Annotated in this window: 21 protein-coding genes, 5 tRNA genes and 2 other RNA genes; 19 read left to right on the top strand and 9 right to left on the bottom strand. The window is 53.4% G+C overall.

Translation table 11 applies throughout. From position 1 onward, the window contains the following. The first annotated feature begins 81 nt into the window (after nt 1–81). The 16 genes from ybgC to pnuC all read left to right on the top strand — a co-directional run bounded on the left by ybgC (nt 82) and on the right by pnuC (nt 9,066). Nucleotides 82–486, top strand: a complete 405-nt coding sequence (gene ybgC / locus ACS0RQ_RS19385; protein ID WP_041852070.1) for a tol-pal system-associated acyl-CoA thioesterase — start codon at nt 82–84, stop codon at nt 484–486. Next, nucleotides 483–1,175: a Tol-Pal system protein TolQ gene (gene tolQ / locus ACS0RQ_RS19380; RefSeq protein WP_090081892.1), complete on the top strand. Its 693-nt coding sequence runs from the start codon at nt 483–485 to the stop codon at nt 1,173–1,175. Before ybgC ends, tolQ begins: the two co-directional genes overlap by 4 nt. Nucleotides 1,176–1,178: 3 nt before the next feature. Then, nucleotides 1,179–1,616 (top strand): colicin uptake protein TolR, encoded by a 438-nt coding sequence (gene tolR / locus ACS0RQ_RS19375; protein WP_041852068.1) that lies wholly within the window; start codon nt 1,179–1,181, stop codon nt 1,614–1,616. Between the two features lie 38 nt (nt 1,617–1,654). Next, on the top strand, nt 1,655–2,950 hold the full coding sequence (gene tolA, locus ACS0RQ_RS19370) for a cell envelope integrity protein TolA (protein WP_041852067.1): 1,296 nt from the start codon (nt 1,655–1,657) through the stop codon (nt 2,948–2,950). 131 nt (nt 2,951–3,081) lie between these two features. Further along, on the top strand, nt 3,082–4,380 hold the full coding sequence (tolB, locus tag ACS0RQ_RS19365) for a Tol-Pal system beta propeller repeat protein TolB (protein ID WP_041852066.1): 1,299 nt from the start codon (nt 3,082–3,084) through the stop codon (nt 4,378–4,380). A 27-nt stretch (nt 4,381–4,407) separates the two neighbouring features. Next, a complete protein-coding gene (pal, locus tag ACS0RQ_RS19360) occupies nt 4,408–4,920 on the top strand; it encodes a peptidoglycan-associated lipoprotein Pal (RefSeq protein ID WP_041852065.1) in 513 nt (170 codons plus the stop codon). A 9-nt stretch (nt 4,921–4,929) separates the two neighbouring features. Next, entirely contained in the window at nt 4,930–5,718 is a 789-nt protein-coding gene (gene cpoB / locus ACS0RQ_RS19355) for a cell division protein CpoB (RefSeq protein WP_041852064.1), read from the top strand. Between the two features lie 164 nt (nt 5,719–5,882). Further along, nucleotides 5,883–5,958, top strand: a tRNA-Lys gene (locus tag ACS0RQ_RS19350). A gap of 126 nt (nt 5,959–6,084) precedes the next feature. Further along, nucleotides 6,085–6,160: transfer RNA gene (locus tag ACS0RQ_RS19345), tRNA-Val, on the top strand. A 3-nt stretch (nt 6,161–6,163) separates the two neighbouring features. Continuing rightward, a tRNA-Lys gene (locus tag ACS0RQ_RS19340) sits at nt 6,164–6,239 on the top strand. Between the two features lie 142 nt (nt 6,240–6,381). Beyond that, nucleotides 6,382–6,457 (top strand) — tRNA-Lys (locus ACS0RQ_RS19335). A 132-nt stretch (nt 6,458–6,589) separates the two neighbouring features. Next, nucleotides 6,590–6,665 (top strand) — tRNA-Lys (locus ACS0RQ_RS19330). Between the two features lie 29 nt (nt 6,666–6,694). Further along, nucleotides 6,695–6,822, top strand: a non-coding RNA gene (locus tag ACS0RQ_RS19325) — RtT sRNA. 93 nt (nt 6,823–6,915) lie between these two features. Then, nucleotides 6,916–7,053, top strand: a non-coding RNA gene (locus ACS0RQ_RS19320) — RtT sRNA. 212 nt (nt 7,054–7,265) lie between these two features. Further along, on the top strand, nt 7,266–8,309 hold the full coding sequence (gene nadA, locus ACS0RQ_RS19315) for a quinolinate synthase NadA (RefSeq protein ID WP_271850855.1): 1,044 nt from the start codon (nt 7,266–7,268) through the stop codon (nt 8,307–8,309). Between the two features lie 37 nt (nt 8,310–8,346). Further along, nucleotides 8,347–9,066 carry a nicotinamide riboside transporter PnuC gene (gene pnuC / locus ACS0RQ_RS19310; RefSeq protein WP_041852062.1) on the top strand — a complete coding sequence of 240 codons (720 nt, stop codon included), beginning with the start codon at nt 8,347–8,349 and terminating at the stop codon, nt 9,064–9,066. Here the strand turns inward: pnuC and zitB are convergent. Together zitB and ACS0RQ_RS19300 are read right to left on the bottom strand one after the other, a co-directional pair. Continuing rightward, on the bottom strand, nt 9,063–10,001 hold the full coding sequence (gene zitB, locus ACS0RQ_RS19305; protein ID WP_271850851.1) for a CDF family zinc transporter ZitB: 939 nt from the start codon (nt 9,999–10,001) through the stop codon (nt 9,063–9,065). The genes pnuC and zitB overlap by 4 nt on opposite strands. 118 nt (nt 10,002–10,119) lie before the next feature. Continuing rightward, nucleotides 10,120–10,500: a protein YbgS gene (locus ACS0RQ_RS19300; RefSeq protein ID WP_041852060.1), complete on the bottom strand. Its 381-nt coding sequence runs from the start codon at nt 10,498–10,500 to the stop codon at nt 10,120–10,122. Nucleotides 10,501–10,821: 321 nt separating this feature from the next. Here ACS0RQ_RS19300 and aroG point away from each other — a divergent pair, with 321 nt between their 5' ends. Next, on the top strand, nt 10,822–11,874 hold the full coding sequence (gene aroG, locus ACS0RQ_RS19295; RefSeq protein ID WP_041852059.1) for a 3-deoxy-7-phosphoheptulonate synthase AroG: 1,053 nt from the start codon (nt 10,822–10,824) through the stop codon (nt 11,872–11,874). Between the two features lie 185 nt (nt 11,875–12,059). Here aroG and gpmA read toward each other — a convergent pair whose 3' ends face one another. The 7 genes from gpmA to modE all read right to left on the bottom strand — a co-directional run bounded on the left by gpmA (nt 12,060) and on the right by modE (nt 19,821). Continuing rightward, nucleotides 12,060–12,812 carry a 2,3-diphosphoglycerate-dependent phosphoglycerate mutase gene (gpmA, locus tag ACS0RQ_RS19290; RefSeq protein WP_041852058.1) on the bottom strand — a complete coding sequence of 251 codons (753 nt, stop codon included), beginning with the start codon at nt 12,810–12,812 and terminating at the stop codon, nt 12,060–12,062. Between the two features lie 208 nt (nt 12,813–13,020). Beyond that, complete coding sequence (galM, locus tag ACS0RQ_RS19285; RefSeq protein WP_271851979.1) at nt 13,021–14,061, bottom strand: galactose-1-epimerase; 1,041 nt, start codon at nt 14,059–14,061, stop codon at nt 13,021–13,023. Beyond that, nucleotides 14,055–15,203, bottom strand: a complete 1,149-nt coding sequence (galK, locus tag ACS0RQ_RS19280; RefSeq protein WP_041852056.1) for a galactokinase — start codon at nt 15,201–15,203, stop codon at nt 14,055–14,057. The genes galM and galK overlap by 7 nt, the downstream gene beginning before the upstream one ends. A 2-nt stretch (nt 15,204–15,205) precedes the next feature. Beyond that, the gene (gene galT / locus ACS0RQ_RS19275) at nt 15,206–16,255 is read right to left on the bottom strand and encodes a galactose-1-phosphate uridylyltransferase (protein ID WP_499021376.1); all 1,050 of its coding nucleotides are present in this window, start codon (nt 16,253–16,255) and stop codon (nt 15,206–15,208) included. 10 nt (nt 16,256–16,265) lie between these two features. Then, on the bottom strand, nt 16,266–17,282 hold the full coding sequence (galE, locus tag ACS0RQ_RS19270; protein WP_071195580.1) for a UDP-glucose 4-epimerase GalE: 1,017 nt from the start codon (nt 17,280–17,282) through the stop codon (nt 16,266–16,268). A gap of 220 nt (nt 17,283–17,502) precedes the next feature. Then, complete coding sequence (gene modF / locus ACS0RQ_RS19265; protein ID WP_271849876.1) at nt 17,503–18,966, bottom strand: molybdate ABC transporter ATP-binding protein ModF; 1,464 nt, start codon at nt 18,964–18,966, stop codon at nt 17,503–17,505. Between the two features lie 66 nt (nt 18,967–19,032). After that, nucleotides 19,033–19,821: a molybdenum-dependent transcriptional regulator gene (gene modE, locus ACS0RQ_RS19260; RefSeq protein WP_271849875.1), complete on the bottom strand. Its 789-nt coding sequence runs from the start codon at nt 19,819–19,821 to the stop codon at nt 19,033–19,035. A 141-nt stretch (nt 19,822–19,962) separates the two neighbouring features. Between modE and ACS0RQ_RS19255 the strand changes: the two genes are divergently transcribed. Beyond that, nucleotides 19,963–20,559, top strand: a complete 597-nt coding sequence (locus ACS0RQ_RS19255) for a hypothetical protein (protein ID WP_271849874.1) — start codon at nt 19,963–19,965, stop codon at nt 20,557–20,559. Nucleotides 20,560–20,644: 85 nt separating this feature from the next. Continuing rightward, a complete protein-coding gene (locus ACS0RQ_RS19250; protein WP_039077255.1) occupies nt 20,645–20,794 on the top strand; it encodes an AcrZ family multidrug efflux pump-associated protein in 150 nt (49 codons plus the stop codon). Nucleotides 20,795–20,846 lie beyond the last annotated feature (52 nt).

Raw genomic sequence — 20,846 nt, 5'->3', positions numbered from 1 at the left:
AGGTTGAGTCCTGCCATTGTTCATCAGCACCATCCGCGAACCATGACAGGACACAATTTAATTGCATTACCGGGATGTAAAGTGAATACAACGCTGTTTCGATGGCCGGTTCGTGTCTATTACGAAGATACCGACGCCGGTGGTGTGGTTTACCACGCCAGCTACGTGGCTTTTTATGAACGAGCACGCACTGAGATGCTGCGCCACCATCACTTTAGCCAGCAAGTCTTGCTGGCCGAGCGCGTCGCATTCGTGGTACGCAAGCTCACGCTGGAGTATTTTGCGCCCGCCAGACTCGACGATATGCTCGAAGTCCAAACGGAAATTACATCAATGCGCGGGACCTCTCTGGTCTTCACGCAGCGGATCGTCAACGCAGAGAATACAGTTCTGAACGAAGCTGAGGTACTGATTGTCTGTGTTGATCCACTCTTAATGAAGCCTCGTGCGCTTCCCAAGTCTATTGTCGCGGAGTTTAAGCAGTGACTGACATGAACATCCTTGATTTGTTCCTGAAGGCTAGCCTTCTGGTCAAACTTATCATGTTGATTTTGATTGGTTTTTCAATCGCATCCTGGGCCATCATCATCCAGCGAACGCGCATTCTCAACGCAGCCGGTCGTGAAGCGGAAGCCTTTGAAGACAAGTTCTGGTCGGGCATTGAACTGTCGCGTCTGTACCAGGAAAGCCAGGGGCGTCGTGATAACCTGACGGGTTCGGAACAAATCTTCTACAGCGGGTTCAAAGAGTTTGCGCGTTTACACCGTGCCAACAGCCATGCGCCGGAAGCGATTGTTGAAGGGGCATCCAGGGCGATGCGCATTTCGATGAACCGCGAGCTGGAAAACCTGGAAACGCATATTCCTTTCCTCGGTACCGTCGGTTCCATCAGCCCGTATATTGGTCTGTTTGGTACGGTGTGGGGGATCATGCACGCCTTTATCGCACTGGGTGCGGTGAAGCAGGCAACCTTACAGATGGTTGCGCCGGGTATCGCCGAAGCGTTGATCGCCACCGCAATCGGCCTGTTCGCAGCGATTCCGGCGGTAATGGCCTACAACCGCCTGAACCAGCGCGTGAACAAACTGGAGCTGAACTACGACAACTTTATGGAAGAGTTCACGGCTATTCTGCATCGTCAGGCGTTTACCAGCACCGAGAGCAACAAGGGGTAAACCATGGCCAGAACGCGTGGACGGGGCAGCCGTAACAGTCGTGGCCTCAAATCCGAAATCAATATTGTTCCGCTGCTGGACGTGCTGCTGGTGCTGTTGCTGATCTTTATGGCAACCGCACCGATCATCACCCAGAGCGTGGAGGTTGACCTGCCGGATGCGACAGAGTCGAAAACCGTCAGCACCAATGACGATCCTCCGGTCATTATTGAGGTTTCCGGTGTCGGACAATACAGCGTGGTGGTGGAAAAAGATCGCATGGATCAGCTACCGCCAGAGCAAGTGATTGCAGAAGCGCAGCGTCGCCTGCAATCAAATCCGAAAACCGTTTTCTTGATCGGTGGCGCAAAAGAAGTGCCTTACGATGAAATCATTAAAGCGCTAAACCTGTTACACAGCGCGGGTGTTAAATCGGTTGGCTTGATGACGCAGCCTATCTGATCACCGGCTTAACAGGCGGCAGTTTTTGGGAACCGAGAGTGTCAAAGGCAACCGAACAAAACGACAAACTTAAACGAGCGATAATCATTTCGGCGGTGTTGCATGTGATTCTGGTTGCACTGCTGATCTGGAGTTCGTTTGATGAAAATATTGATGCTTCTGCGGGTGGCGGCGGCGGTTCTTCTATTGATGCGGTAATGGTCGATCCCGGTGCCGTTGTCCAGAATTACAACCGTCAGCAGCAGCAACAGGCCAGCGCAAAGCGTGCGCAAGAGCAACGTGACAAGCAGGCCCAGCAGCAGGCAGAAGAACTGCGTGAAAAACAGGCTGCCGAGCAGGAGCGCTTAAAACAGCTTGAGCAGGAACGTTTGCAGGCGCAAGAAGCTGCCCGTGAGCAGGCCGCAGAACAGAAAAAAGCAGAAGACGCCGCGAAGAAAGCGCAGGAAGCGCAGAAACAGGCGGAAGAAGCTGCAGCAAAAGCCGCTGCTGATGCAAAAGCGAAAGCGGATGCACAGGCAAAAGAAGCCGCGGAAGCCGCGAAGAAAGCGGCGGCAGATGCACAGAAAAAAGCAGAAGCCGATGCAGCCAAAGCGGCGGCTGATGCGAAGAAAAAAGCTGAAGCAGAAGCGGCCAAAGCTGCAGCCGATGCTCAGAAGAAAGCCGAAGCAGAAGCCGCGAAGAAAGCTCAGCAGGATGCTGAGAAGAAGGCGGCTGCGGACGCTGCGAAAAAAGCCGCAGCAGAGAAGGCCGCCGCTGAAAAAGCCGCGGCTGCCGAGAAGGCAGCGGCAGAGAAAGCCGCCGCTGAAAAAGCCGCTGCTGCTGAGAAGGCCGCTGCAGATAAGAAAGCGGCTGCTGAGAAGGCTGCTGCCGATAAGAAAGCCGCTGCCGAGAAAGCGGCTGCAGCCAAGAAAGCGGCTGCAGAGAAAGCGGCTGCCGCGTCAGGTGTTGACGATCTGCTGGGCGACCTGAGTTCCGGTAAGAATGCGCCGAAAGGTCATTCCAGTGGTACCACAGGTGGCGATTCACCTGCTAAAGGAAGTAAGGCAGGTCAAGGCGGAGCGTCTCAGGCTGATATCAGTGCTTATATGTCTCAAGTACAGGCGGCGATTAAAGGCCATCTGTATGACTGGGACACTTATGCGGGCAAAACCTGTACGTTGCGTGTGAAAATTGCAGAAGACGGCACTTTGCTCTCAGTGGCGCAGGAGGGGGGCGACCCAGCGTTTTGTCAGGCGATGTTAGCCGCGACAAATCGTATGTCGAAGTTCCCTAAACCGCCAACGGCTGAGGTCTATAAGGTCTTTAGAAATGTACCTCTGGACTTTAAACCTTAGTTACGAATTCTTCTGCACGGGCAGGGAAAACAGACTAAGTTAGTCCCTGTGTTTCGGTAGTTTTGTATAATTGAGTTTGTTAACATTCTGCTAAATTATCGCGGGTTTTCCGCCCGGATAAGGGAGATGAGATGAAGCAGGCATTACGTGTAGCGTTTGGTTTTCTGATGCTGTGGGCAGCGGTGCTGCACGCAGAAGTACGTATCGAGATCACCCAGGGGGTGGACTCGGCACGCCCAATCGGTGTTGTGCCCTTCCAGTGGGCAGGCCCTGGCGGCGCGCCAGAGGATATCGGCAATATCGTGGCGTCGGATCTGCGTAACAGCGGTAAATTCAATCCTCTGGATCGTTCTCGTCTGCCTCAGCAGCCGGCGACGGCACAGGAAGTTCAGCCCGCAGCATGGTCTGCACTGGGTATTGATGCTGTCGTTGTGGGCCAGGTCAGCCCGAACCCGGATGGCACCTATAAAGTGGCTTACCAGCTGGTCGACACCGGCGGTGCGCCGGGTACCGTACTGGCACAGAACTCCTTCAACGTCAGCAAACAGTGGCTGCGCTATGGCGCGCACACTGCCAGTGACGATGTGTTCCAGAAACTGACCGGCATTAAAGGTGCATTCCGCACCCGTATCGCGTATGTCGTCCAGAGCAGTGGCGGCCAGTTCCCGTACGAACTGCGCGTCTCTGACTACGATGGTTTCAACACTGCCGTCGTTCACCGCTCTTCACAGCCGCTGATGTCTCCGGCGTGGTCGCCAGATGCCTCTAAACTGGCGTATGTGACCTTCGAAAGTGGTCGTTCTGCGCTGGTGATTCAGGATCTGTCCAGTACCGCGATTCGTCAGGTTGCGTCTTTCCCGCGTCACAACGGTGCGCCGGCGTTCTCTCCGGATGGTTCTAAGATTGCCTTTGCGCTGTCAAAAACCGGTAGCCTGAACATCTATGTGATGGATCTGGGGTCTGGTCAAATCCGTCAGGTCACCGACGGTCGCAGCAATAACACTGAACCCACCTGGTTCCCGGATAGCCAGAATCTGGCGTTTACTTCCGACCAGGCAGGTCGTCCACAGGTTTATAAAATTAACGTTAACGGCGGCGCTGCGCAGCGCATCACCTGGCAGGGTTCACAAAACCAGGATGCTGACGTAAGTTCTGACGGTAAGTTTATGGTAATGGTGAGCTCCGATGGCGGTCAGCAACACATTGCCAAGCAGGATCTGGTAGCGGGTGGCGTGCAGGTTTTATCGTCAACGTTCCTGGATGAATCGCCGAGTCTGGCACCTAACGGCACGATGGTAATCTACAGCTCTTCTCAGGGGATGGGATCCGTGCTGAATCTGGTTTCTACAGATGGGCGTTTCAAAGCGCGTATTCCGGCGTCTGATGGACAGGTGAAATCCCCTGCCTGGTCGCCGTATCTGTCTAAATAATAATTGGTAATTAAAGGAATTAACGAAATGCAACTGAACAAAGTGCTGAAAGGCCTGATGCTGGTTCTGCCGATCATGGCAATCGCGGCCTGTTCTTCTAAAAAAGCAACCAACGACCAGAATGGCGAAGGTATGCTGGGTGCGGGCACTGGTATGAACGGTAACGGTAACATGTCTTCTGAAGAGCAAGCTCGTCTGCAGATGCAGCAGCTGCAGCAGAACAACATCGTCTACTTTGATCTGGACAAGTATGACATCCGTTCTGATTTTGCTGCGATGCTGGACGCGCACGCTAACTTCCTGCGTAGCAACCCGTCTTACAAAGTCACCGTAGAAGGTCACGCGGACGAACGTGGTACTCCGGAATACAACATCTCCCTGGGCGAACGTCGTGCTAACGCCGTTAAAATGTACCTGCAGGGTAAAGGTGTTACCGCTGACCAGATCTCCATCGTTTCTTACGGTAAAGAAAAACCTGCAGTACTGGGTCATGACGAAGCGGCTTACGCTAAAAACCGTCGTGCCGTACTGGTTTACTAAGAGAATTGCATGAGCAGTAACCTCAGACATCATTTATTGAGTCTGTCGTTACTGGTTGGCATAGCGGCCCCCTGGGCCGCTAATGCTCAAGCGCCAATCAGTAGTGTCGGCTCAGGCTCGGTCGAAGACCGTGTCACTCAACTCGAGCGTATTTCTAATGCTCACAGCCAGCTTTTAACTCAACTCCAGCAACAACTCGCTGATAACCAGGCGGATATTGACACCCTGCGTGGCCAAATTCAGGAAAGTCAGTACCAGCTTAATCAGGTTGTTGAACGTCAGCAGCAAATTCAGCAGCAGATCGGTAGTCTGAGTAACGGCGGTGCGGCAGGTCAAACGCAGCAGGCTTCGGGCGATCAGGGTGGGGCAGCGGCACAGGCAGCGCCTGACGAAGCGGCAACCTCTGGCGCACCGGTACAAAGCGGTGATGCCAATACCGATTACAATGCAGCGATTGCCCTGGTACAGGATAAATCTCGCCAGGATGACGCGATTGCCGCATTCCAGAACTTTGTTAAAAAATACCCGGATTCAACCTATGTTCCGAATGCCAACTATTGGCTGGGGCAGTTGAATTACAACAAGGGTAAAAAGGATGATGCGGCGTTCTATTTTGCCTCCGTTGTGAAAAATTACCCCAAATCACCGAAAGCGCCAGATGCGATGTTTAAAGTCGGCGTGATCATGCAAGACAAAGGTGACACGGCAAAGGCGAAAGCCGTTTACCAGCAGGTGGTCGCGAAGTATCCGGGTACCGAAGGTGCAAAACAGGCACAGAAACGTCTCGGTTCTATGTGATGAATAGCACATGACCAGAAATCGCTTTTTTTCTGGTCTTGTCGCGTGAATCATAAGCAGTCAGGTGATCTTCCTCGAAATTCTTGTTGCGCTGCGTTCTTAAATCAGTAATATATGCCGCCGTTGCCACGGGATATCAAACAAACCAAAAGCAACGCAAAAGTGGGTCGTTAGCTCAGTTGGTAGAGCAGTTGACTTTTAATCAATTGGTCGCAGGTTCGAATCCTGCACGACCCACCAATCGTTCTGGTGGAACGCGATAGTAAAACGTGAAGGATAACGTTGCGTCAGCAACGGCCCGTAGGGCGAGGCGAAGCCGAGTCATCCTGCACGACCCACCACTAAGTCAGTATCCAGCGAAGTATCGGGTGATTAGCTCAGCTGGGAGAGCACCTCCCTTACAAGGAGGGGGTCGGCGGTTCGATCCCGTCATCACCCACCACTCGGGTCGTTAGCTCAGTTGGTAGAGCAGTTGACTTTTAATCAATTGGTCGCAGGTTCGAATCCTGCACGACCCACCAATTTAACGCTTTACTCCAGTGTTAAACGTGAAGGATATGGTTGCGTTAGCAACGCCCGAATGGTGATGCAAAGCCGAGTCATCCTGCACGCTCCACAGCTTCATGTGGTTCCGAGTAAAAATCTTTCAGATGACACCCGTATGGGTCGTTAGCTCAGTTGGTAGAGCAGTTGACTTTTAATCAATTGGTCGCAGGTTCGAATCCTGCACGACCCACCAATTGCAAGGTGGTCACTGGTAGAGAACGTGAAGGATAACGTTGCGTCAGCAGCGGCCCGTAGGGCGAGGCGAAGCCGAGTCATCCTGCACGACCCACCACTCTGAATGATTAAAGCAGTAAAATCCCGCAAGGGGTCGTTAGCTCAGTTGGTAGAGCAGTTGACTTTTAATCAATTGGTCGCAGGTTCGAATCCTGCACGACCCACCAATGTAAAAAAGCGCCCTAAAGGCGCTTTTTTGCTATCTGCGATATAAAAGATTCGAACCTGCAGCAGGTTCGGGTCGAACGAAGTGAGACAACGGAGCCGCCTGCGGCGACGGCCCGAAGGGCGAGGCGAAGCCGAGTCATCCTGCACGACCCACCAATGTAAAAATGGCGCTGGCGGCGCTTTTTTGCTATCTGCGATATAAAAGATTCGACAAAATTGTCGGGAACAATTTTGAACAACGCGATAGCGTTGGCCCGGAGGGTGAGTCTCAGGATGAGACGAGTACACCTGCAGCAGGTTCGGGTCGAACGCAGTGAGACAACGGAGCCGCCTGCGACGACCGCCCGAAGGGCGAGGCGAAGTCGAGTCATCCTGCACGACCCACCAATGTAAAAATGGCGCTGGCGGCGCTTTTTTGCTATCTGCAATGAGCCGATTTATCGCTTTCCCTTGCACTTCATCACCCATCCGTTCATTTATTGTGACTTTTACCCCTTAATCCGCTATCTTGTTTAGTATATAAAACACATTCGCCTTGCCTTTGCCGCGCTGTCGTAAAAGAAAGGCATTTTGTTAAGCCAGTAAAACGAGTAAGCATGATGAGCGTAATGTTCGATCCGCAAGCAGGAATCTATCCTTTTCCCCCTAAGCCTCTCCCGCTGAGCCGTGATGAAAAAGAATTTTATCGGGAAAAAATCAAACGCTTGTTAAAAGAGCGTGATGCCGTGATGGTTGCACATTACTACACGGACCCGGAAATTCAGCAACTGGCGGAAGAGACGGGCGGCTGTATTTCTGACTCACTTGAGATGGCGCGCTTTGGAGCCAAACATCCGGCCTCAACGCTGCTGGTAGCTGGCGTGCGCTTTATGGGTGAAACCGCCAAAATCCTCAGTCCCGAAAAAACCATCCTTATGCCGACACTCAACGCCGAGTGTTCTCTGGATTTGGGCTGTCCGATTGAGGAGTTCAGCGCTTTTTGCGATGCGCATCCGGACCGTACCGTTGTGGTATACGCCAACACCTCGGCGGCAGTAAAAGCCCGTGCTGACTGGGTTGTGACATCCAGTATTGCCGTTGAGTTGATTGAACATCTGGATAGCCTTGGCGAGAAAATCATCTGGGCGCCTGACCGCCATCTCGGCAGCTACGTACAGAAACAAACGGGTGCGGATGTACTGTGCTGGCAAGGGGCCTGCATCGTACATGACGAATTTAAAACACAGGCGCTGATTCGCATGAAGGCGCTTTATCCGGATGCCGCCATCCTGGTGCACCCGGAATCTCCGGATTCTGTGGTCAAACTGGCCGACGCGGTCGGTTCCACCAGCCAGTTGATCAATGCCGCAAAAACACTTCCACATAAGCAACTGATTGTCGCCACTGACCGCGGTATCTTTTATAAAATGCAGCAGGCGGTGCCAGAGAAAGAGTTACTTGAGGCGCCGACCGCCGGGGAGGGAGCAACCTGCCGTAGCTGTGCTCACTGCCCGTGGATGGCAATGAATGGTCTGAAAGCCATTGCCGAAGGGCTGGAGAACGGTGGCGCGGCGCACGAGATCCATGTCGACGCCGCGTTGCGTGAAGGCGCTTTGTTGCCACTGAACCGTATGTTGGATTTTGCGGCTACACTACGTTCTTAATGAGGAAAAATGCGTAGGAATACGCTCTGGGGAAAAGATGGATTTTTTTAGCACGCAGAATATTTTGGTACATATCCCGATCGGCGCCGGAGGCTACGATCTCTCATGGATTGAAGCGGTAGGGACGGTGGCGGGTCTGTTATGCATCTGGCTCGCCAGCCTGGAAAAAATCAGTAATTATGCATTTGGCTTAATCAACGTAACGCTGTTTGCCATTATCTTCTTCCAGATTCAGCTCTACGCCAGCCTGTTGCTCCAGCTTTTTTTCTTTGCCGCCAATATCTACGGCTGGTACGCCTGGTCACGGCAAACAACCGCCAACGAGGCAGTTCTGCAAATCCGCTGGTTGCCTTTACCTAAGGCTCTAGCCTGGCTGGTTGTCTGCGCGCTTGCTATCGGTTTTATGACCTTCTTTATCGATCCGGTCTTTGCGGTGCTCACTCGCGTGGCGGTCTCGATGATGCAGACGGTGGGGCTGAATGTGGCGATGCCCGAATTGCAGCCAGACGCCTTCCCGTTCTGGGATTCCTGCATGATGGTACTTTCCATCGTCGCCATGGTTTTGATGACGCGGAAATATGTCGAGAACTGGCTGCTGTGGGTCATTATCAATGTAATCAGCGTCGTGATTTTTGCCCTGCAAGGCGTCTGGGCCATGTCGCTGGAATATATGATTCTGACCTTTATCGCACTCAACGGTAGCCGGATGTGGATAAATAGCGCCCGTGAGCGCGGCTCTCACGCGTTCTCGAACTAATGGTGGTGTGAATGGCTGTGGTCTGGCTGCGTCTCGCTGAGATGGCAGTCAGGCCCGCTACAGGGCTGGTACTCCATCTGAATGGTGACATGCTCAATCTGATAGTGATGCACCAGAAAATGTTCAATTTGCCGCAGTAGTCCGTCGTGATCGTGTGGTGGAATAACCTGGACATGTAACGTCATCAGCGCTTTTTCTCCCACCAGCCAGACATGCACATGATGGACATCGCGCACTTCGCTAATGGCCCGCCGCAGATGCCGTTTCAGAGCGTTGATATCCAGTGACGTGGGCGCTCCCTCCAGCAATTCATTGACGCTTTCACGCAAGAGTGCCCACGCGCTGCGTAATACCAGCACCGAGACCAGTATCGAAAGTATCGGGTCGGCGGGTGTCCAGCCGGTAAACATAATGATCAGCGCAGCGGCAATGGCGCCCACGGAGCCCAGCAGATCGCCAAGAACATGCAGGGCTGCCGCCCGGACATTCAAATTCCGTTCTTCATTACCACGATGCAGCAGCCAGAATGCCAGGATATTCGCCAGCAATCCCATGACGGCAATCACCATCATTGTCATACCTGCCACGGGTTGAGGATGGTAAAAGCGCTGAATGGCTTCCCAGACGATAAAAAAAGTAATCAATACAAGCGCAATGGCATTAATAAAGGCAGCCAGGGTGGTCAGACGAAGCCAGCCAAAAGTGCGTCGGGGTCCTGAGGGGCGGTGGGCAAAATGCACTGCCAGCAGGGCAAAAAAGAGTGCAGCAGCATCCGTCAGCATATGCCCGGCATCGGCCAGTAACGCCAGTGAGCCTGAAATCAGTCCCCCAACCACCTCGACCAACATGAACAATGCTGTGACGCTAAAGGCCAGAAGTAATCGCCGCGCATTGGCGTCAGCAGGGAGGTGAGAGTGAGAGTGTGAATGCGCCATAATAAGCCGTCCCGTGTAATTGGCGTTAGCAGCGTCTTACATCATTGCAGATCTTTTGCTAATCAGCAGAAAAAATTGAGGAGAGCCGAAGCTCTCCCCATTTTAGCCGCAGGCTATTTTACTGCGTAGTGCCGTCGGTTTTGGTATCTGTGTCATTGTTAATACCGTTACCGGTCTGAACTTTCTTATTGATATCCGGACACTTACCGTCTTTACACTGAGAGTTTTTATGGATCTCATCTTTTGTCATGTGCTGAGTGCCGACATGAGAGTTGGTGTGTTTTTCAGTGTTCAGTTTCATGCCTGAAGAATCAGAACCATTTGTGGAGGTATTTGGCGCAAGGTTCTCTTTCGCATCCGGCGCTGTCTGCCCCGCACTGGCGGCGGCGTTTGCCTGACCATTATTGTTTTGAGAGGTAGAATCCGCAGCGAATGCCGCACCGCTTGCCAGGGTCAGAGTTGTCGTCAAGAAAAGTGTCGCTAATTTATTCATTTTCATCATGATGCTCCTGTTCTGGTCATTGTTTACCGATACGAATCATCGGCCTGACATGCGCGAACGAACTATCACGCTCAGTAGTGAAACATGTTATATATCGCCGATTAAGGCGGAATATAATCTTGAAAAATAAATCAAACTAAGTATTAACACTTAAAAAGTGTAGCGTCGTTATCGCTATTCGCTACTTTCTGGCGGTTTTTAGGGGAATTCCAGGAATTTTCTGCCCGAACTGTAAATTCGCGTTTACACTACCTGACCGACAAGTTAGATTGGAGAGATTGCATTCATTAAAATAAGTATGGCAACGCTGGAACGATCATGAATTATCAGAACGACGATTTACGCATTAAAGAGATCAACGAGTTATTACCTCCTGTCGCGCTCCTTGAGAAGTTTCCTGCTACCGAAACTGCGGCCAAAACGGTCTCTCATGCCCGCAAAGCGATTCACAAAATTTTGAAAGGCAATGACGATCGCCTGCTGGTGGTGATTGGCCCGTGCTCTATTCACGATCCGGCTGCGGCCAAGGAGTACGCAGCGCGTCTGCTGACGCTGCGTGAAGAGCTCCAGGGTGAACTGGAAATCGTGATGCGCGTTTACTTTGAAAAACCGCGCACCACCGTGGGCTGGAAAGGGCTCATCAACGATCCGCACATGGATAACAGCTTCCAAATCAACGATGGCCTGCGCATTGCGCGTAAGTTATTGCTGGATATCAATGACAGCGGATTACCGGCTGCCGGTGAATTCCTTGACATGATCACCCCGCAGTACGTTGCCGACCTGATGAGCTGGGGCGCTATTGGCGCACGTACCACTGAATCCCAGGTTCACCGTGAGCTGGCCTCTGGTCTTTCGTGCCCGGTGGGATTCAAAAACGGCACTGACGGTACCATCAAAGTCGCCATTGACGCGATCAATGCAGCGGGAGCGCCACACTGCTTCCTCTCCGTGACCAAATGGGGGCACTCCGCGATTGTTAACACCAGCGGGAATGGCGACTGCCATATCATTCTGCGCGGTGGTAAAGAGCCGAACTACAGTGCAAAACATGTAGCAGAAGTGAAAGTGGGGCTGGAAAAAGCCGGTCTGCCTGCACAGGTGATGATTGATTTCAGCCATGCGAACTCCAGCAAGCAGTTCAAAAAGCAGATGGAAGTGGGGGCAGATGTCTGTCAGCAGATTGCTGGTGGCGAGAAAGCAATTATCGGCGTGATGATTGAAAGCCACCTGGTAGAAGGCAATCAGAGCCTCGAAAGTGGCGAGCCGCTGGTCTATGGCAAGAGCGTGACCGATGCGTGCATTGGCTGGGAAGATACCGACACGGTCCTGCGCCAACTAGCGGCAGCAGTAAAAGCGCGTCGCCAGTAACTACACTTCATCCTTAAGCCTGTCTCTTTATTGGCTGCACTCAGAAACCCCGGTTACAGAGTTATCTATGCTCTCGGGGATTTCATTCTTTGCCGCCCCGGCACAGCCTCAAATGATGTTGTGTATTGGTGCCGCAAAGAAAAAAAGCGTGGATTGCTCCACGCTTTTTTTATGCTTTGCGAAAATTATTTCGCTTTACCCTGGTTGGCAACGGCAGCCGCTTTTGCAGCGATCTCGTCGGCGTTCCCCAGGTAATAGTGTTTGATAGGCTTGAAGTTTTCGTCGAACTCGTAAACCAGCGGCACGCCAGTCGGGATGTTCAGTTCGAGGATTTCGTCTTCACCCATGTTATCCAGGTATTTCACCAGCGCACGCAGGGAGTTGCCGTGTGCGGCGATGATGACGCGCTCACCGCTTTTCAGGCGCGGCAGAATGGTTTCGTTCCAGTAAGGCACAACGCGTTCGATAGTCAGCGCCAGGCTCTCGGTGGTCGGCAGCTCTTTCTCGGTCAGTTTTGCATAACGCGGATCGTGGCCCGGGAAACGCTCATCATCTTTCGTCAGCTCCGGTGGAGTAACAGCAAAGCCGCGACGCCACTGTTTCACCTGCTCGTCACCGTATTTCTCCGCGGTTTCTGCTTTGTTCAGACCCTGCAGCGCACCGTAGTGACGTTCATTCAGTTTCCAGGATTTCTCTACCGGCAGCCAGGCCTGATCCAGTTCGTCCAGCACATTCCACAGGGTGTGGATGGCACGTTTCAGCACAGAGGTATACGCAAAGTCGAAGCTGAAGCCTTCATCTTTTAGCAGTTTACCTGCTGCTTTGGCTTCGCTAACACCTTTCTCCGACAGATCAACGTCGTACCAACCGGTGAAGCGGTTTTCATTGTTCCACTGGCTTTCGCCGTGACGAACCAGAACCAGTTTAGTAACAGCCATACACTTACTCCTTCATAAGCCTGATTGAATGATAACAATTCTCATTATATTGCCCTGTAATGACCAGCAGCAACGATTACCCTTAACCATAGCGAAAATAGTGGCCCAGTGTAAGGTGCTTGTGAATTAGTGGTTACCATTTTGTCGATGATTGGCCGATATTTCAGCGAAATGGGCAAAAAAAACCCTCCGCGTGGAGGGTTGGTTATCAGGCGGGAATAAAGTGATATTCCGTCAGGCTGACATATTCATCGCCGGGTTGCAGAATACAACTGCCGTGAGGATAGTCCGGGCGGTTCGGGCTGTCGGGTAAAAACTCGCTTTCCAGCGCCAGACCCTGCCACGCACTGTAGGCCGTATTGCCGCGTGCGGGTGTCCCTTCAAGGAAATTCCCGGAGTAAAACTGTAGCGCCGGGGCAGAGGTATAAACAGACATTTGCAGTTTATTGTCCGCCGACCAGACGTGTGCGGCAGGCTGGCTGGCATCGCCTTTGGCTTGCAGCAAAAACGCATGATCGTAACCTTTTACCACGCGCTGATCGTCATCGCTTAAGAAATCCTGTGCCAGCGTTTTCGGCTGGCGGAAATCAAAGCTGGTCTGTGCCACGTTTTTCAGGTCGCCGACCGGGATGCCCATGCTGTTGACCGGTAGATAAGCATCCGCCAGCAATTGCAGCCTGTGGCTGCGCACGTCGCTCTGATCGCCGTTAAGGTTGAAGTAGGCGTGGTTAGTCAGATTCACCGGGCAAGGCTTATCCGTGGTCGCGCGATACTCAATAGCGAGGCGGTTATCTCCGCCAAGGCGATAAAGCACGCTGGCGTTCACTTTGCCAGGAAAACCCTGGTCGCCATCAGGCGAGGTTAATGAGAGCAGCGCTTCACTGTCATTTTGTCGCTCAATCCGCCAGCGGCGCTTATCAAACCCTTCCGGGCCGCCGTGCAGCTGGTTTTCACCCTGGCTTGGCACGAGCGTGTAAGTTTCCCTGTCGAGGACAAACTGGCTTTTGGCGATACGGTTCGCGTAGCGCCCCACTGAGGCGCCCAGAAAGGCGTTCTGGTGGATATAGTGTTCAGGGGTGGCACAACCGAGCAGCGCTTCACGCACTGAGCCATCGGAAAGCGGGACCCGTGCCGACAGCAACGTTGCGCCCCAGTCCATGACGGTGACCACCATCCCTGCGCTGTTGCGCAGGGTAATCAGACGGAAGGGCAGTCCATCTGGCGCTGCCCCGGAAGATTCATTTAGCACTGTCCCGCTCCCTGTGAAGGTTTGCACACGTAAAAGGTTTCTTTAATGCCGGTTTTAGCTTCGTACTGTGCCGCAACGGCCTCTTTCACCGCAGGCACCAGCGCTTCCGGCACCAGCGCGACCACGCAGCCGCCAAATCCGCCGCCGGTCATGCGCACGCCGCCTTTATCGCCGATGGTGTTTTTCACGATCTCCACCAGGGTGTCGATGTGCGGTACGGTGATTTCGAAATCATCACGCATGGAGGCATGGGATTCCGCCATCAGGACGCCCATACGCTGCAGGTCGCCTTTTTCCAGCGCGCTGGCGGCTTCCACGGTACGCGCATTTTCGGTCAGCACATGGCGGACGCGGCGGGCAACCACCGGGTCCAGTTCGTGCGCGACGGCGTTGAACTGATCGATATTCACGTCACGCAGCGCTTTTTGCTGGAAGAAACGCGCGCCGGTTTCGCACTGCTCACGACGGGTGTTGTACTCGCTGCCCACCAGGGTGCGTTTAAAATTACTGTTAATGATGACGATGGAGACGCCCTCCGGCATGGAGACCGCCCTGCTGCCCAGCGAACGGCAGTCGATCAGCAGCGCGCTGCCTTTTTTACCCAGCGCCGAGATAAGCTGGTCCATAATGCCGCAGTTACAGCCGACAAACTGGTTTTCCGCTTCCTGGCCGTTCAGGGCGATTTGCGTGCCGTCCAGCGGCAGGTGGTACAACTGCTGAAACACGGTGCCGACTGCCACTTCCAGTGAGGCGGACGAGCTCAGGCCCGCGCCCTGCGGCACGTTACCGCTGATCACCAGATCCGCGCCGCCAAAGCTGTTGTCACGCTTTTGCAGATGTTTCACCACGCCACGCACATAGTCTGACCACTGCTGTGAAGGGTGGGTCACAATGGGAGCATCGAGTGAGAATTCATCCTGCTGGTTGTCGTAATCGGCGGCGATAACGCGCACGGTACGATCCTGACGCGGTGAACAACTGATCACGGTCTGGTAATCGATGGCACAGGGCAGCACAAACCCGTCGTTATAATCGGTATGTTCGCCAATCAGGTTTACGCGCCCCGGCGCCTGGATAGTGTGGGTGGCAGGGTAGCCAAATTTTTCAGCAAACAGGGACTGTGTTTTCTCTTTCAGACTCATGGTTAAACTCCGGATTCGCGGAAATGAATATCGCTGACCGCGCGCAGACGTTCGGCCGCCTGTTCTGCCGTCAGGTCACGCTGCGTCTCAGCCAGCATTTCATAACCGACCATAAACTTACGTACCGTGGCGGAGCGTAATAACGGCGGGTAAAAATGCGCATGCAACTGCCAGTGGCTCTGATCCTGTCGGGTGAAGGGCGCCCCGTGCCAGCCCATCGAGTAGGGGAAGGAGCACTGAAACAGGTTATCGTAGCGGCTGGTCAGTAGCTTAAGGGCCAGCGCCAGGTCGCCACGCTGCGCGTCGGTTAAGTCGGTGATCCGCCGGATATGCGCTTTGGGTAACAGCAGCGTTTCAAACGGCCAGGCCGCCCAGTAGGGCACCACGGCCAGCCAGTGTTCGGTCTCAACGACGGTGCGGCTGCCGTCCTGGCGCTCGCGTCCGGCGTAATCCACCAGCATGGGGGAGCCGTACTGGCGGAAATAGTCGCTCTGCAGACGGTCTTCGCGTTCGGCTTCATTGGGCAGAAAGCTGTTGGCCCACACCTGGCCATGCGGGTGCGGGTTCGAGCAGCCCATGGCCGCGCCTTTGTTCTCAAAAACCTGAACCCACGGGTAAGTGCGGCCCAGATCGGCGGTCTGTTCCTGCCAGGTTTTCACCACCGTCTCCAGCGCGCTCAGGCTCAGTTCCGGCAGCGTTTTGCTGTGATCCGGCGAGAAGCAGATAACGCGGCTGGTGCCGCGTGCGCTCTGGCTGCGCATCAGCGGATCGCTGCTTTGCGGCGCATCCGGCGTGTCGGTCATCAGTGCCGCAAAGTCATTGGTGAAGACATAGGTGCCGGGGTAATCGGGGTTTTTATCGCCGGTGACGCGCATGTTCCCCGGGCACAAAAAGCAGTCCGGGTCATGGGCCGGCAGGGTCTGTTTCGCCGGGGTTTCCTGAGCCCCCTGCCAGGGGCGTTTGGCGCGGTGCGGCGAAACCAGAACCCATTGATCGGTCAGCGGGTTGTAACGGCGATGCGGATGATCGACCGGATTAAATTGCTGCGTCATGACCCTTCCTTTAATCGCTGTAACCCTGCGGGTGGCGGGATTGCCAGCGCCAGGTATCTTGTGCCATTTCATCGAGCGTACGGGTCACACGCCAGCCCAGTTCATTATCCGCTTTGCTTGCATCTGCCCAGTAGGCAGGCAGATCGCCATCGCGACGGGGAGCAAAGTGGTACGCCACCGGCTTACCGCACGCTTTGCTGAATGCGTTAACCACGTCCAGCACACTGCTGCCAACGCCTGCACCGAGGTTATAAATATGGACGCCTTGCTTGCCCGCCAGTTTTTCCATCGCCACAACGTGCCCGTCGGCCAAATCCATCACATGGATGTAATCACGAACGCCGGTGCCATCAGGCGTCGGGTAGTCATTACCAAATACCGCCAGAGAGTCGCGACGGCCCACGGCCACCTGGGCAATGTAAGGCATCAGGTTGTTCGGGATACCCTGCGGGTCTTCACCCATATCTCCTGACGGATGGGCGCCCACCGGGTTGAAATAACGCAGCAGCGCAATGCTCCAGTCCGGCTGGGCTTTTTGCAGGTCGGTCAGGATCTGCTCGACCATCAGCTTGCTTTTGCCGTAGGGGCTTTGCGGGGTGCCCGTCGGGAAACTTTCGACATAAGGGATTTGCGGCTGATCGCCATAGACCGTGGCGGAGGAGCTAAAAATGAGGTTTTTGACGTTGGCCGCACGCATGGCATTCACCAGGCGAAGCGTGCCATTGACGTTGTTGTCATAGTACTCCAGCGGTTTGGCTACTGACTCACCAACGGCTTTTAACCCCGCGAAGTGGATAACCGCTTCGATTGCATGATCGTGCAGGATTTCAGCCAGCAGTGCTTCATCACGAATGTCACCCTGGATAAACAGGGCGGATTTGCCCCCCAGGCGTTCAAGCACCGGCACGACACTGCGTTTGCTGTTACACAGGTTGTCGAGGATGATGACGTCGTGGCCATTTTGCAGCAGTTGCACACAGGTATGGCTTCCAATGTAACCGCTACCACCTGTAACCAAAACTTTCATATATCACTCCATCAAGCGTATGTTATGAATTAACTTTAGCATAACAGAGATGGCAAAACTGTGATATGTGATAAATTAGTGGAATCGTTTACACTACAATATGCCACGCATTACCTGCCCACCTAACTGATTATAAATCAGATAAATAATGACGTAATGATGCATAAATTCTGAAAATGCTTTGAAACAGAGGCGGGGGGATGCCCCGCCTGTGAAAAACTCAATCAAACTGGTAGCGCCAGTTGTCGCCGTCCGGGACAAACTGTAAACGATGCGTGATACACGAAGGGGCATCACTGGCATGGTGGGAGACAAACAATAATTGCGTTTCGCCTTCGCCAATTAGTACGTCAACAAAGCGGCGAATCAATTGACGGTTCAGCGGATCCAGCCCTTGCAGCGGTTCATCGAGGATAAGTAAGGTCGGATGTTTGACCAGCGCACGGACAATCAGCGCCAGACGCTGTTGGCCCCATGACAGGCTATGGAACGGCGCATCGGCGGTTTTCGCATTAAACCCGGCGATGTCCAGCCACTGTTGCGCCAGTTTACGCTGTTTATCCGAAACAGCCTGATAAATGCCAATGGAGTCAAAATAGCCGGAAAGAATGACATTGCGCACGGTCGTGCTGACGCGATAGTCCAGATGCAGGCTGCTGCTGACGTAACCGATGTGCTTCTTAATATCCCAGATGGTTTCGCCGCTGCCGCGACGGCGGCCAAAAAGGGTTAAATCGTTGCTGTAGCCTTGCGCATGATCGCCCGTTACCAGGCTGAGCAGCGTCGATTTTCCCGCGCCGTTCGGCCCGCTAATTTGCCAGTGTTCCCCCGGTCGAACGGTCCAGTTGAGATGATTGATAATCGGACGATCATTATAGGAGACGACACCCTCTTTCAGCACAATCAGCGGCTCACCGGCGGTCAGTTGATCGCGCGCTGGCGGCGCATCTGGCTCCGGCAGCGCCATTCCCGCCAGATTCTCGCTATGCGCCAGTTGTGCGATGAGCGCCTGCTGTAACAACGCCGATTTCTCGCCGATTTCCGTTAGCGCGCAGTCAGCCAGCACGCCCGCATTGTGCACAAAATCCGGAATTTCATCGAAGCGGTTCAGGACCAGCACCAGGGTGTAACCTTCTGCATTAAGCTCGGCGAGGAGGAGAGCAAGATTTTGCCGTGAATGAACATCCAGTCCGTCAAAAGGCTCGTCCAGAATCAGTAAATCAGGTTGCGACATCAGTGCCTGGCAGAGAAGTGTTTTGCGCGTCTCTCCTGTGGAGAGGTATTTAAAGCGGCGTGAGAGCAGGGAAGTGATACCAAAACGTTCGGCCAACTGCTGGCAGCGCTCGGCGTCTTTAACCTCATCCTGGATGATTTCTGCGGTGGTGCGTCCGGTGTCATCTTCACCGGGACTTAGCATATCGGTGTTATTACGTTGCCACTCCTCACTGACCAGTTTTTGCAACTGTTCGAATGACAGACGGGTAATGCGTGAGAAGCTACTCTGGCGATCCCCTTTAAGGAGTGTCAATTCACCAGCCAGTGCTTTAGCCAGCGCCGATTTCCCGCTACCGTTTGCACCGACAAACGCCCAGCTTTCACCCGACTGCAGCGTTAAGTGATCAATCGACAGCGTCCGGGTGTCGCCAAGACGAAACGTGCCTTGCGAAATTTGCAATGATGACATTATGTATCCCATTTTTTGCAGCGATACAGACAGGGATACGTGCTGGCAGGCAACTTGTCAATCTACTTAGCACAACGTGGCGAGAATGACCTTGTCAGCATTAAAATATGCCGTGACCTCAGCCGCTTCCTTTAGATCTTGCGCCTGCTGTGCGGGCACGGTCGCACATAACTGCTGGCCGTCGGGTAGCGCCAGTAAAACTTCACACTGCAGCTCGCCACGCTCAATATGGCTGATTCGCCCACGGAGCTGATTATCGGCCTGCTGCGCAGTGGCATGGTCGGTTGTAATGTCTACCCACGGTGCTTTCAGCAGCACCAGCACTTCTTTGCCTTGCGTCAAATCCAGGCGCTGCGCGCTTTGGGCAGTAATGGCGACTTTGAGTGATGTCGTACCATCCGCCAGAAGCACATCGACATGTTGCTGTACCTGCTGGTGGTCGAGGGCGGTAATGGTACCAAACCACTGGTTACGGGCGCTGGTTTGCAGTGAAAAACGGGAAATGGCCGCCAGCAGGCTGTTCAGCGGCATAGCATCGTCGTCGCTCAACACATCAAACGCTTTTTGCTGAATCTGACCCAGTAAATCATAGAGTTGAATAAGACGCTGACCGTAGCGGGTGATAACTGCGCCGCCGCCGCCTTTTCCCCCGGTCGCGCGTTCCACCAGCATCTGTTCGCTGAGCTGATTCATTTCATTAATGGCATCCCAGGCACTTTTATAGCTGATGTTCGCATTCTTCGCCCCCTGGCTTATGGAACCCGTCTGTTCTATTTGTTTGAGTAAATTAATCCGGCGCGGGTCAGCGAACAGCCGTTCCTGGAGTTTAAGGGTAAGAAGAATTTCAGCCTGCATAGCGTAGTGTCCTGATGTAAAAAGAATAGTGTGAAGGAAAATCGACCTGGAGCCTAGTCTTCACCTGCGCGCATTGTTTTTCTAAAGATAATGTCACAATTGTCGATAGGGGAAAGAGACACTTCACTGAAGGAACAGAATATGGCAGTTAAAAAACGCCCGGCCTTGCAAGGCGAATTGGACGGAGCCTGTGGCTTTTACGCCATCGCGAACGGGATACATTTACTGGAACCTGAACTGGCGCTCCCGGAAATCTTCCCGATTATTTTGCAGCAATACGTTTTTGATGGCGATCCGATGGGATTTGTTAACGGCATTGCTCGCGGTTCGCTTAAAAATACCCTGAGTCGGACGATGGCGCTGTTGAACGCGGAGTATGAATTTTACGATCCGAAAAACCACGAACAATGGCAGTTCACCTTCAGCATGCCCTACTGGCATAACGATAAACCCCGCGATCGCCGGGATATCCTCGATACGTTAAGTCTGGCGAACCATAAAGAAGGGCGCGTGATTATTCAGGCTTACGATTATAATGATGGTGAGCAGGAATATAGCCACTGGACAGTCATTTCGAAAGTGACGGACGAGGGGCTGGCCACCTGGGATTCAAGCAAAGAAGTTAAATGTATTCCATTTGATAAAATACGAGTCGATAGCATTCAACATTCGAATATTGCCCGGCCATGGAATATTCGCAGCGCGGATACGTTTGTACTGAGTCGTCAACCCTTGTAAAAGGTGACCGACGATGGCACAAAAGGCGAGTGTTTTTCTGTCAGATGCGGTTAGAATGCCCCCTTAACACTAAATGGAGTTGACCATGTTTGAGTTATTGAAAAGCTTAGTTTTTGCCGTAATCATGGTCCCTGTGGTGATGGCTATCATCCTGGGGTTGATTTATGGCCTGGGTGAGGTATTCAACCTTTTTTCAAATGTTGGTCATCGCGACCGCCCCGCACAACGCCGCTGAATTTAAAAAACGCCCGCAATCGCGGGCGTTTTGCTATTCAAGTTCGGCATAA

The sequence above is a fragment of the Phytobacter diazotrophicus genome, assembly GCF_052061655.1.
Classification (GTDB): Bacteria; Pseudomonadota; Gammaproteobacteria; order Enterobacterales; family Enterobacteriaceae; genus Phytobacter; species Phytobacter diazotrophicus.
The sequence above is the reverse complement of the archived record's forward strand: the minus strand, read 5'-3'. Positions and strand labels throughout refer to the sequence as shown.